This is a genomic window from Cobetia sp. UCD-24C, from assembly GCF_001306765.1.
Lineage (GTDB): Bacteria > Pseudomonadota > Gammaproteobacteria > Pseudomonadales > Halomonadaceae > Cobetia > Cobetia amphilecti.
The window spans coordinates 52,077-64,800 of the sequence record NZ_LJTD01000013.1 but is presented as its reverse complement, the minus strand read 5'-3'; the positions used below and the strand labels follow the sequence as shown (position 1 = coordinate 64,800).

Sequence of the window (12,724 nt, the reverse complement as noted above, 5' to 3'; positions counted from 1 at the left end):
TCGCACTGGGCATTCACACGTTCGCCCCAGAATGTGACGCGCGGCATTATACTGAAAACATGTCGTTTCAGGGGACAAGATGGCAAGGAATCTGGCGCGGTGGCACTTCGCCTCGCCGCAGTCACTTGATTGCATCTCTTGACCACAGTGACTTGACCACAGTGCCAGCCGACGTGCCATGATGCCGGAAGGATCACTCTCTTAGTAGAAGCAAGGATTACGCCATGTCTCACGATTCTTCACACCCTTCCCCCTCGGAAGCCGACCTGCTGCCCTTGATCGTCGAACCGCAGCAGCTCGCGGGGATGCTCGACCATCCTGATATCGTGATCGTCGACGTGCCGCTGAAAGCCGAGAGCCATGCGCGTCATGTGCCCGGCGCTCGCCTGCTCGACTTCAAGCAGCTGGTCGGCAGCAATGACGATGACATTCCCGGCGTGCCGAGCCCCGAGGCGCTGTCTCGCGTGATGTCAGCCCTTGGCATCACCCGCGACAGCCATGTGGTGGCCTATGACGATGAAGGCGGCGGCTGGGCCGGACGCCTGCTGTGGACCCTGGCGCTGCTCGGCCATACCCGCTACAGCTACCTCAATGGTGGCCTGCACGCATGGCAAGGCGATGGCCTGCCGCTGAGTGACACCGCCAGCGACTGGAGCCCCAGCGAGTATCACGCCGCCTACATGGACACCAGCGTGATGGCGACGCGGGAAGACATTCTTGATCGACTGGCGGCCGAGGACCCGCAGGAAAGCGTCGTGGTCTGGGATGCGCGCTCCGCGGAAGAGTATCGCGGCGAGAAGGGCCAGAACGCCCGCCTCGGCCATATCCCGGGCGCCGTGCATTTCGAGTGGACCGAGGCCATGGACCGTGAGCGCAACCTGCGTATCCGCGACTATGCGGAGCTGGTAACGGAGCTGGGCGCTCGCGGCCTCAACCCCGAACAGCACATCGTGACGCACTGCCAGAGCCATCACCGCTCCGGCCTGACCTGGCTGGTGGGTCAGGCACTTGGCTTCAGCGATGTGCGCGCCTATCCGGGCTCCTGGAAGGAATGGGGCAACCGTGATGACACGCCCATCGAACGCTGACGACTGATAATGGGCTGAAGGCTCCTGATAACAGGCTGAAGGCTCCTGATAACAGGCTGAAGGCTCCAGACGGCAGCCTGAGACGGGCCTGTCGAGCGCCAGCACGCCAATGCAGGCCATGCCGGGATGACACGCAGTAGCGGGCCTGGCAACTGTCGCCAGGCCCGCTACTGCGGCAATTCGCAGGCTTGAGCCGTTATTGACGATGGGCTAAGGTGCAGCCCAACTGCTGGCCGCCGCTGTTGCCGGCCAACGCCCGCCCTCTCGAGGAGCGGGCTTTTCATTCCTGAAAGTGCCTGCAAGGATCGCCATCGTGGATCGCGCCAAGCTGTTTTCCCTGAGCCAGTACCCACTGCCCCAGCACCTGATCTCACGCCTCATCGGCCGTGTCGCCGCCTGCACCAATCCGTGGGTCAAGAACACCTTCATCGAGCGCTTCATCAAGGCCTACGGCGTCAACATGAACGAGGCGCTCGAGGAGAATCCGCGTGCCTACGCCTGCTTCAATGACTTCTTCACCCGCGCCCTGAAGGCGGATGCCCGCCCCATCGGTGAAGGCCTGGTGTCACCGGCCGATGGCGTACTGTCCCAGTTCGGCAACATCGACCACGGCACCCTGGTACAGGCCAAGGGTCAGGCGTTCTCGCTGACCCAGCTGCTGGGTGGCAGTGAAGAGCGTGCCGCGCCCTTCCGCAACGGTCGCTTCGCCACCGTCTATCTGTCACCGAAGGACTACCATCGCGTCCATATGCCGGTGGCCGGTCGTCTGGTCGAGATGGCTTACGTCCCGGGACGCCTGTTCTCGGTCAACGAAGCCACTGCCAAGCACGTGCCGGGCCTCTTCGCGCGCAACGAGCGACTGGTGTGCATCTTCGAGACCGAGCACGGCCCGATGGCCATGGTGCTGGTGGGCGCGATGATCGTCGCGGCGATCAAGACCGTCTGGAGTGGTCAGGTCACGCCGCTTTCCGGTGATGTCGAGACGACCCGTTTCGATCAGCTCATCGAGCTGGCACATGGCGCCGAGATGGGCCGTTTCCAGCTCGGCTCCACCGTGGTGATGTGCTTCCCGGACAGCGTCGAGTTCGATGACGCCCTGACGCCGGGCCAGAAGGTCAGCATGGGTCAGTCACTCGGCATGCGCCCGTCTGCGACAGCACCGGCCCCGACCGAGTCAGAAGAGCATGCGACAGAGACGGCGCAGGATTCGCCGACCACAGACGAGAAATAAGGTCAGGTCTGGCACAGCGCGAGCGCGACACTCGCGCATAAAGCCCGCACATGAAATCCGCGCATAAAAAAAGGGAAGCCCCTGGCTTCCCTTTTTAACGACAGGAGACTGACCGCGCTCCTCGCCTTCTTGCCTTGCCCCGCGATGAACGTTGCCATCGGGGTGATCACTACCTTCAGTGCCCAAACAGATCAGAGTCCTCCATGACGGGCGTCACGCTCTCACGACGCGACTGCCGGATGATGCCTCGAAGGCTCCGAGGGTTCGAGCCATCATCTGTCGCCTTCTTTCACCATGCCCGATAAAAGAAGACCCGCTGCGACCATTGCCCTGGTCCTGCCATCACCTTGTCTGCGGGCTTCGCAGGCAAGCGCCAACCCTCCACGCTGACATCTCCAGTCTAGTCGACGCACGCTCGGCAAGCGTGTTGGCAATAAACGCTGGGATTCACACAAATCACATCGAAAGCTGCCTCTCATGTCGGCTCTCAAGCACGTGATGCCGGGAAAGCGATCACCGCCGAGATATCGCGCTCTCCCAGCGCCAGCATGATCAGACGGTCCAGCCCCAGCGCCACCCCGCTCCCCGCGGGCATTCCCGCCTGCAAGGCCGCCACCAGGCGCTGGTCCGCCGCTACCTCAGGCAGGCCCTGGGCGACTCGCGCGGCATTGTCTTCGGCAAAGCGCGCCGCCTGCTCACTGGCATCGGTCAGCTCGTCATAGCCGTTGGCCAGCTCGATGCCCGCCACATAGGCCTCGAAACGCGACGCCACCCAATCACCCTCACTGTCCTGATGCTTGCGCGCCAAGGCAGCCTGCGCCGCCGGGTACTCGGTGACCAGCTCCACGGTGGCTTGTCCCTGTGACCCTGAGCCAAGAGTCGGCTCGATCACCAGGCTCATCAGCGCATCCAGGCAGGTCTCATGCGACCAGCCGTCAGCCGCGACCTCACATTCTCGCGCACAGGCGGCTCGCAGCTCCTCAAGCGAGGCCGTGAAGGGGTCCAGCGCCAGCACACGGCGAAACAGCGCACGGTAAGTCGTAATGGCAGGCCTGGCCTGGGCGCCTTGTGACTCATTGAGCAGCGACGGCTGACCAGTCAACTGTGCCCCGAGCGCCATCACGCGCCGGATCAGCTCGCAGGTCTCCGTCATCAGCGCCTCAAGGCTCATGCCGGGGCGATACCACTCCAGCATGCAGAACTCGGGATTGTGGCGGCGGCTGACCTCGCCATCCCGGAAGGCACGCGCGATCTGGAAGATCGGCCCGCTGCCGGCTGCCAGCAGGCGCTTCATGTGAAATTCCGGCGATGTCTGCAGCCACATCGGCACGCGCTCACGCTCGCCCGGCAACTGCGCGGTCAGTGACAATGACGCGAGACCGACATCCGTCGACCCGGCCTGCCCCAGCACCGGCGTTTCCACCTCCAGCACCTCACGCTCGGCGAAGAAGGTGCGCACCTCACTGATCAGACGCGCGCGCTGGACGAGCCGCTCGCGCGTGGCAGTGGGCGCCCAGTCCTCTGCCAGGGCAGCGCCTGGCACGGCAGCGGCTGAGAGAGGTGAAGCAACGGCGGAAGAATCGGCATCAGACATGGACAGGCTCGAGGAAGGGATCAGCGGGAGCGTTGGCCAACCGGAAGGGCTGATCGACACGATCACCCTGCACGACCGACCAGCACGAATGAGGAGCACGAAGGAGCAGCACAAACGATGATGCCCCGCACGAGGCGAGGCATCAGGGTGTTCACGACGTGAGCGAAAGGGCTCAGGCGCGAGACACGTACTCGGCGCTGCGGGTATCAACCTTGAGGACTTCGCCCTGGTTGATGAACAGCGGCACACGCACCACGGCGCCGGAAGACAGGGTCGCCGGCTTGGAGCCACCGTTGGCGGTGTCGCCCTTGAGACCCGGGTCCGTCTCGACGACTTCCAGCTCGATGAAGTTCGGCGCGGTGACGGCGATCGCGTTGTCGTTCCACAGCGTGATGGTGTAGACGACCTGCTCTTTCAGCCACTTGACCGTGTCGCCCAGCGCCTTGCCATCGACAGCGTACTGCTCGAAGGAGCCATCGGTACGCATGAAGTGCCACATCTCACCGTCGGTGTAGAGGTATTCCATGTCGACTTCCATGACATCGGCGGCTTCGATGCTCTCGCCGGACTTGAAAGTACGCTCCCATACACGACCGGTCTTCAGGTTGCGCAGCTTGACGCGGTTGAAGGCCTGGCCCTTGCCCGGCTTGACCAGTTCGTTATCGACGATGGCACAGGGATCATTGTCCAGCATCACTTTCAGACCGGACTTGAATTCGTTGGTAGAATAGTTGGCCATCTTGCTCGCTCTCGACTCGTTAACGGGTCTTGCCCGCCATGAATTCCAGATTGCAGTCAATTGGCTGCAATCATGACTAGAAGTGATGCGCATGATAACCCGAACCCCTGCATCCTTGCATACCATCCCGCACACCAGCCACGAAAGTCGTGCCTCAGAGGCCTTCTTAGCTGCCGCTGAAGCCCCGTCTGCCCCGAATGACTGGCGCGCACAGCTACGCGACGTGATCCGCTCTCCACAGGCTCTGCTGGAGCGCCTGGGGCTGGAGCGCGAATGGCTGCCGGGCGCCCGTGACGGCCATGAACTGTTCGCGATCCGCGTGCCCGAGGCCTATGCCAGCCGCATCCGCGCCAATGACCCCGACGACCCGCTATTGCGCCAGGTGCTGCCGCTGGACGCCGAGACCGATGTGCTCGACGGCTACGTCACCGATCCGCTGGAAGAGGCCGAGCATACGCCGCTGCCGGGGCTGATCCACAAGTACACCAACCGGGTGCTGCTGATGGCCAGCGGTGGCTGCGCGATCAACTGCCGCTACTGCTTCCGCCGTCACTTCCCCTATGACGACCATCAGCCCAGCCGCGCGCAGTGGCAGGATATCCTCGACTACCTGCGCGCCGACGAGCGCATCCAAGAGGTGATCCTGTCCGGCGGCGACCCGCTGGTCTCGCCCGACAAGCGCCTGGCGTGGCTGGTGGAGTCGCTGGGCGAGATTCCGCATCTCAAGCGCCTGCGCATCCACACGCGCCTGCCGGTGGTGATTCCGGACCGCGTCAATGACGAGCTGCTCGGCTGGCTGGGCGCCACACGCCTGCAGAAGGTGCTGGTCATTCACACCAACCATGCCAACGAGCTGGACGACGCCGTCGCTGCCGCCATGACTCGCCTCAAGAGCGCCGGCGTCACCCTGCTCAACCAGGGCGTCATCCTGCGCGGCGTCAATGACAGCGTGGAAGTGCAGACGGCCCTCGCCGAGCGCCTCTTCGAGTGCGGCGTACTGCCCTACTACCTGCATGCCTTCGACCCCGTGCAGGGCGCCGCCCACTTCGCGGTCAGCGATGAAGAGGCCTGCAACCTGATGGAAGCGCTGCTTGAGCATCTGCCCGGCTTCCTGATGCCGCGCCTGGTACGTGAAGTGCCCGGCCGACGCTCCAAGACACCTCTATCCAAGCCCCCTCTGTCCAAGCCCACGTTGTCCAAGCCCACGATGTCCAAGACACATCCGGGAGTCGACGCCGCCACTGGCCCTTCGGCGTCTTACCCTGCGGGCGACGAGCGCGAGCCATCTTCGCTCAACCTGACGGGTATCATCGCCAGCGCGTGAATGGCGCACTGGCAGCGTGAGGCAACAACAGGCGGCGTGCTGCGCAAAATTTGCTACTATCGCTGGCCAATTTCATCATCGGCACACGCCCCGAGAGGCGTGGCCATGCTCAAGGAGCCCATCACATGCCTCATCTCGTCATTGATTATGCCGACAGTCTGGCCCCCAGCCTCGACATGGACGCGATCATGGATGACCTGCATGCCGCTGCCATGCAAAGTGGCCTGTTCAAGGAAACCGACATCAAGGTGCGCGCGGAAAGCTGGCGTCACTGGCGTCTGGCCGGCAATCAGGCACCGCTGGCGCACAAGCACGGCTTCGTCAATCTGCACTGCCACCAGCTGGAAGGCCGCAGCGATGACAACAAGTCGCGCCTGGCGGATATCCTGATGGAGGCCCTCAAGCCTCACTGCGAGGCGGCCCGCGAAGTCAGCGTGGAGATCGTCGAGATCACCCGCGCGACCTATCGCAAGCACAAGGCCTGAGCGCACAGGTGTCTCTCCACCCCTGAGGCCGCAGACGAAAACGCCCCGTGGCCGAAGGCCACGGGGCGTTTTTCCTTCTCGCGATCAGCGATTCATGCCAGTGGGCGAACTCAGGTGCCCGTCATGGCCATCGGGACGTGAAGCAGGTCATTGAGACGATGGGCGTGTTCGGCGGCCTCACGGCCCACCGACGTCAGATAGCCACCATCCGGCAGCGTGGTCAACCCCTTGGCATGCAGACGCTCGGCGGCGGCCACCATGTCGGGACTGGCATCGTGGCGAATCTTCAAACCCTTGAGGGCGGCATCATGCGGAAACAGGCACAGCAGGTGCAGTTCATCGTCATAGGGTGACGGCATGGGCAAACTCCTGACGGCGTGGCGAGTGGCGTTTCAGTATGGCGTCAACTGACGAGCGACGAGTCGTCGGCGCTTCCCCTCCAGTCTAGCCCTCACACCCGAAAGCGCATTGCTGCTTTGGGACTATTCTGCGGCCAGATGACCAGACGACAACGCCCCCATCGCGGCGGCGATGGGGGCGTTGTCACTCACACACTGACTTGTCACTCAGAGCAGGCGTTCAGCGGCTGAATCACGGATCAGTGCTCGAGATCCTGCTGGCGATAGCCCATCAGGTAGAGCACGGCATCCAGGCCCAGGGTCGAGATCGACTGACGCGCCTGTTCACGCACCAGCGGCTTGGCGCGGAAGGCGATGCCCAGCCCCGCCTCGGCCAGCATCTTGAGGTCATTGGCACCGTCACCGACGGCGATGGTCTGCTCCATGCGCAGGCCATGACGCTCGGCGATCTCACGCAGCAGCAGCGCCTTGCGCTCGGCATCGACGATCGGCTCGCGCACTTCACCGGTGACCTTGCCATTGACGATCACCAGCTCATTGGCGTGGATCTCATCGAAGCCCAGCAGCTGCTGAAGATGACGCGCGAAGTAGGTGAAGCCGCCGGACAGGATCGCGGTGCGATAGCCCAGCGCCTTGAGGTTGGCCATCAGGCGCTCGACCCCATCCATCAGCGGCAGATTGGCGGCGATATCGGCCAGCACCGATTCATCCAGGCCTTCCAGCTTGCTCATGCGTTCGCGGAAGCTTTCCTTGAAGTCCAGCTCGCCCCGCATGGCCCGCTCGGTGACTTCCGAGACTTCCTCGCCGACACCGTGACGACGCGCCAGCTCGTCGATCACCTCGGTCTGGATCAGCGTCGAATCCATGTCGAAGCAGATCAGGCGACGATGACGACGCCAGATATCGTCTTCCTGGATCGCGATATCGACACCGTGCAGCGCGCCCAGCGCCAGCGCCTTCTCGCGCAGGGCGTTGATATCGGTGTCACTCTCCGGCAGGCGCAGCCAGCACTCGACACAGGCGCCTTCGGCCGGTGACTCGCCATCCAGCGGCTCACGCCCCGACAGACGATGCATCAGCTCGACGGTGATGCCGAATTCGGCCGTCAGGCCGCCGACCTCGGCCAGAATGCCGGCCGGCAGACACGGCGCCAGCAGCGTCAGAATCCAGCGCGGGCGCTCCGCCTGATGGCTCCAGCGCGCATATTCTTCAGCACCGACCTGCACGGCCTGCACATCCAGCCCCAGCTGTTCACCGGCGGCGGCCAGCGCGGCCTCCAGATCGGACTCCGCGCCAAGAGCCACCAGCGCTTCCAGCGACACCAGCCCGAAGGTCACGCTCTGATTGATGTCCAGCAGTCGTGCGCCGCTGCGCGCCAGCGCCTGACCAAGCCCTGCCAGCTGTCCTGGACGAGCCGTGCCGGTGGCACGGATCAAGATACGTTGTGTCATTGGAAAATCATTCCTGAGCAATGAATCATCAAGGTGTCGCCCACGGGGCATGTCGTCGTCAACGCCGACGCACCTCAGCTAACAAGCCAGGCCATCCGGCCCGGATCAACTATCGACGGCCAGACGGTCGACCTTCTGGAAGCCCTTGGGCAGCTTGCTGCCGCGGCGGCCACGCTCGCCACGATAATAATCGAGATCCGCCCCCTTGAGCAGGGTCTTGCGCTTGCCGGCATGCACCACCAGGGTCGCGCCGGCGGGCAAGACCACCAGCGAGCGCACAAACTCCTCGCGATTGGCGGCGCGTTCGCCCGGAATCGACAGCATCTTGTTGCCCTTGCCCTTGGACATCTCGGGCAGCTCGGAGAGCGGGAAGACCAGCAGGCGCCCTTCGTTGGACACCACCGCCACTTCCAAGGCCGCGGGCGTGCCATCGGCAGCCTCCGGCACTGTCGGCACCTCGACCGGTGGCATCACCGCACAGCCGCGCGGCAAGGTCAGCGCCGCCTTGCCGGACTTGTTCTTGCCGGTCAGCTGCTCGAGCGTGGTCACGAAGCCATAGCCGCCATCGGAGGCCAGCAGATAGCGTGCGGAAGGCGCATCGAGCAACAGCCCGACCATCGCCGCCCCCGCCGCCGGATTCATGCGCCCGGTGATTGGTTCGCCCTGCCCGCGCGCACTGGGCAGATTGTGCGCGGCCAGGGTGTAGGCACGCCCGGTGTCATCCAGCAGCACCAGCGGCTGATTGGTCTTGCCGCGCGCCGCCAGATGGAAGCGGTCGCCGGCCTTGTAGGACAGGCCTTCGGGGTCGATATCATGCCCCTTGGCGGCACGGATCCAGCCCTTCTCGGACAGCGCGACGGTGATCGGGTCGGCGCCCATCAGCTCGACTTCCGACAGCGCCTTGGCTTCGCCGCGCTCGACCAGCGGCGAGCGACGTGCATCACCGAAGTCGATGGCGGCCTGCTCAAGCTCACTGTCGATCAGGTCCGTCAGTGCTTCGTCATTGCCCAGCAGATGCTTGAGGTGCTTGCGCTCGCGCTTGAGCTCGTCCTGCTCGCCACGCAGCTTCATCTCTTCAAGACGCGCCAGGTGACGCAGACGCAGCTCGAGGATCGCCTCGGCCTGCCGCTCGGAGAGCTGGAAGGTCTCGATCAGGCTGGCCTTGGGGTCTTCCTCCTCGCGGATGATGCGAATCACCTCGTCGAGATTCAGGTAAGCCGTCAGCAGACCCTCGAGGATATGCAGACGGTCCTCGACCTTGGCCAGACGATGCTCGAGGCGACGACGCACGGTGGCGCGACGATAGCGCAGCCACTCGGCCAGCATCTCGTGCAGCGCCATCACCCGCGGGCGCCCCTTGAGGTCGATGACGTTCATGTTGACGCGCGCGTTCTTATCGAGGTCCGTGGTGGCGAACAGATGCGCCATCAGGCCTTCGATATCGACACGATTGGAGCGCGGCTGAATCAGCAGGCGCGTCGGGTTCTCGTGGTCGGACTCATCACGCAGGTCCGCGACCATCGGCAGCTTCTTGGCTTGCATCTGGGCGGCGATCTGCTCGATCACCTTGGCGCCGGAGACCTGATACGGCAGCGCCGTGATCACGATATCGCCCTCTTCCAGCACATAGCGGGCGCGCATCTTCACGCTGCCACGACCGGTGCGGTAGAGCTTGGCGAGGTCGGTGCGCGGCGTGATGATCTCCGCCTCGGTGGGGAAGTCCGGTGCCGGCAGGTATTCCATCAGCTGATCGCTGTCGGAGTCCGGATGACGCAGCAGATGGCGCGTGGCGGCCACGACTTCATGCACGTTGTGCGGCGGGATGTCGGTCGCCATGCCCACCGCGATACCGGTGGTGCCGTTGAGCAGCACATTGGGCAGACGCGCCGGCAGCACCTTGGGCTCGTTCATGGTGCCATCGAAGTTGGGCACCCAGTCGACGGTACCCTGGGAGAGCTCGGACAGCAGCACCTCGGAGTACTTCGACAGCCGCGATTCGGTGTAACGCATCGCCGCGAAGGACTTGGGGTCATCCTGGCTACCCCAGTTGCCCTGACCATCCACCAGCGGATAGCGATAGCTGAACGGCTGCGCCATCAGCACCATCGCCTCGTAACAGGCGCTGTCACCGTGGGGGTGGAACTTGCCCAGTACGTCGCCGACGGTACGCGCCGACTTCTTGTACTTGGCGTTGGCCGTCAGGGACAGTTCGCGCATGGCGTAGACGATGCGGCGCTGCACCGGCTTCATGCCATCGCCGACATGCGGCAGGGCGCGGTCGAGAATCACGTACATCGAGTAGTCGAGGTACGCCTTTTCGGTGTAGTCGCGCAGGGCCAGACGTTCGACGTCACCCTCCGCGACCTGGATATCCATGCTCATGGGCGCTTGACCTTGATTACGAGCGTAAAACCGGGGAGCGCCTGACTGTGGCGCTCCCGAAAGAATGCTGTCGCGCAGCTTGTCTGGCTTTCGAAGTTCAGCTGCTCTCGAAGCTCACGATGATCAGACCTCGATGTCGGCCATGTTGCCGTAGTCCTCGAGCCAGCTCTTGCGATCACTGGCGCGCTTCTTGGCCAGCAGCATATCGAGCATCTCGTGGGTGCCGTCATCCGCACTGCGCGTCAGCTGCACCAGACGGCGGGTGTCCGGCGCCATGGTCGTTTCGCGCAGCTGCAGCGGATTCATCTCACCCAGACCCTTGAAGCGCTGCACATTGGGCGTGCCACGCTTGCTCTCGAGCTGCTTGAGGATGTGCGCCTTCTCGCTCTCGTCCAGGGCGTAATGCACTTCCTTGCCCAGGTCGATGCGGTACAGCGGCGGCATGGCGACGAAGACACGCCCGGCATCCACCAGCGCCGGGAAGTGACGCACGAACAGCGCGCACAGCAGCGTGGCGATGTGCAGACCATCGGAGTCGGCATCCGCCAGGATGCAGACCTTGTGATAGCGCAGCTTGGTGAGGTCATCCGAGCCCGGGTCCAGGCCGATGGCGACCGCGATGTCGTGGACTTCCTGGGAGGAGTAGATGTCATGCGACTCGACTTCCCAGGTATTGAGGATCTTGCCGCGCAGCGGCAGGATCGCCTGGGTCTCGCGGTTGCGGCCCTGCTTGGCGCTGCCGCCGGCGGAGTCACCCTCGACCAGAAACAGCTCGCTGTCGGCGGGGTCGGAGCTTGAGCAGTCCGAGAGCTTGCCCGGCAGCGCAGGCCCGGAGGTAACCTTCTTGCGCGCGACCTTCTTGGCGCTCTTCAGACGGCGCTGGGCCGCCGAGATCACCAGTTCCGCCAGCGCTTCGGCCTGATCGACATGGTGGTTGAGCCACAGCGAGAAGGCGTCCTTGACCACGCCGGAGACGAAGGCGGCGACGCTGCGTGAGGACAGACGCTCCTTGGTCTGGCCGGCGAACTGCGGATCGAGCATCTTCACCGACAGCACGAAGGCGGCGCGCTCCCACAGGTCATCCGCGCTCAGCTTGACGCCACGCGGCAGCAGGCTGCGGTAGTCGCAGAATTCCTTTAGCGCCTCGAGCAGACCGGAGCGCAGGCCATTGACGTGGGTGCCGCCCAGCGGCGTGGGAATCAGGTTGACGTAGGGTTCCTGCACCAGCTCACCGCCTTCCGGCAGCCACTGGATCGCCCAGTCGACCCCGTGCTCCTCGTCCTCGAAATGGCCGACAAAGGGCGATTCCGGCAGGCGTTCGAAGCCATCGGTGGCGCCGAGCAGGTAATCGCGCAGACCATCCTCGTAGTGCCAGGTCGTCTCGCTGCCATCGGTCTCGATGAGCACGACCTTGAGGCCCGGACACAGCACGGCCTTGGCACGCAGCAGGTGGCGCAGGCGCGGCATCGCCAGGCGCGGGCTGTCGAAGTAGCTCTCGTCCGGCCAGAAGCGCACCAGGGTGCCGGTATTGCGCTTACCGACGGTGCCGATCTGGGTCAGCTCCTCGGCCTTCTCGCCATTCTCGAAGGCGATGCGCTGACGCAGGCCATCGCGGCACACTTCCACTTCCAGACGCGTCGACAGCGCATTGACCACCGAGACGCCCACGCCGTGCAGGCCGCCGGAGAAGCGGTAGCTGTCCTGGGAGAACTTGCCGCCCGCGTGCAGCTTGGTGAGGATCAGCTCGATGCCGGTCACGCCATGCTCGGGGTGGATGTCGGTGGGCATGCCACGACCGTCATCGCTGACCTCGATACCGCCATTCTCGAGCAGGCGCACGCGGATTTCCTTCGCGTGCCCCGCCAGCGCCTCATCGACGGAGTTGTCGATGACTTCCTGCGCCAGGTGGTTGGGCCGAGAAGTGTCGGTATACATGCCGGGCCGCTTGCGGACCGGTTCGAGGCCGGAGAGAACCTCAATGGAACTGGCGCTGTACTGACTCATCGCAGCCTTGTGTCCTTGGTGTTGACGTCTGCCATCCGACTCGCCATTTCACGTGCGCGAGACGGAC

The 12,724-nt window shown here is 64.1% G+C and carries 9 protein-coding genes and 1 pseudogene; 4 read left to right on the top strand and 6 right to left on the bottom strand.

The annotated features are described in order from the left end of the window. Window positions 1–224: 224 nt before the first annotated feature. Entirely contained in the window at window positions 225–1,088 is an 864-nt protein-coding gene (locus AOG28_RS15620; RefSeq protein ID WP_054557087.1) for a sulfurtransferase, read from the top strand. 313 nt (window positions 1,089–1,401) lie between these two features. Further along, on the top strand, window positions 1,402–2,319 hold the full coding sequence (asd, locus tag AOG28_RS15615) for an archaetidylserine decarboxylase (RefSeq protein WP_054557086.1): 918 nt from the start codon (window positions 1,402–1,404) through the stop codon (window positions 2,317–2,319). A 487-nt stretch (window positions 2,320–2,806) separates the two neighbouring features. Here asd and epmA read toward each other — a convergent pair whose 3' ends face one another. After that, window positions 2,807–3,847: an EF-P lysine aminoacylase EpmA gene (gene epmA, locus AOG28_RS15610; protein WP_054557100.1), complete on the bottom strand. Its 1,041-nt coding sequence runs from the start codon at window positions 3,845–3,847 to the stop codon at window positions 2,807–2,809. Window positions 3,848–4,085: 238 nt separating this feature from the next. Then, complete coding sequence (gene efp, locus AOG28_RS15605; RefSeq protein WP_043335182.1) at window positions 4,086–4,652, bottom strand: elongation factor P; 567 nt, start codon at window positions 4,650–4,652, stop codon at window positions 4,086–4,088. A 91-nt stretch (window positions 4,653–4,743) separates the two neighbouring features. Between efp and epmB the strand changes: the two are divergent. Together epmB and AOG28_RS15595 are read left to right on the top strand one after the other, a co-directional pair. Beyond that, window positions 4,744–5,817, top strand: a pseudogene (gene epmB / locus AOG28_RS15600) (EF-P beta-lysylation protein EpmB); the annotation flags it as partial. Between the two features lie 284 nt (window positions 5,818–6,101). Further along, on the top strand, window positions 6,102–6,461 hold the full coding sequence (locus AOG28_RS15595) for a 5-carboxymethyl-2-hydroxymuconate Delta-isomerase (RefSeq protein ID WP_054557085.1): 360 nt from the start codon (window positions 6,102–6,104) through the stop codon (window positions 6,459–6,461). A 110-nt stretch (window positions 6,462–6,571) separates the two neighbouring features. Here AOG28_RS15595 and AOG28_RS15590 read toward each other — a convergent pair whose 3' ends face one another. The 4 genes from AOG28_RS15590 to parE all read right to left on the bottom strand — a co-directional run bounded on the left by AOG28_RS15590 (window position 6,572) and on the right by parE (window position 12,657). Continuing rightward, window positions 6,572–6,820, bottom strand: a complete 249-nt coding sequence (locus AOG28_RS15590) for a TIGR02647 family protein (RefSeq protein WP_043335179.1) — start codon at window positions 6,818–6,820, stop codon at window positions 6,572–6,574. Between the two features lie 239 nt (window positions 6,821–7,059). Beyond that, window positions 7,060–8,271, bottom strand: coding sequence for a phosphoserine phosphatase SerB (gene serB, locus AOG28_RS15585; RefSeq protein WP_054557084.1), 1,212 nt, complete (start codon window positions 8,269–8,271; stop codon window positions 7,060–7,062). A gap of 105 nt (window positions 8,272–8,376) precedes the next feature. Then, window positions 8,377–10,653 carry a DNA topoisomerase IV subunit A gene (gene parC, locus AOG28_RS15580; protein WP_054557083.1) on the bottom strand — a complete coding sequence of 759 codons (2,277 nt, stop codon included), beginning with the start codon at window positions 10,651–10,653 and terminating at the stop codon, window positions 8,377–8,379. A 123-nt stretch (window positions 10,654–10,776) separates the two neighbouring features. After that, window positions 10,777–12,657 carry a DNA topoisomerase IV subunit B gene (parE, locus tag AOG28_RS15575; RefSeq protein ID WP_054557082.1) on the bottom strand — a complete coding sequence of 627 codons (1,881 nt, stop codon included), beginning with the start codon at window positions 12,655–12,657 and terminating at the stop codon, window positions 10,777–10,779. Window positions 12,658–12,724: the final 67 nt, after the last annotated feature.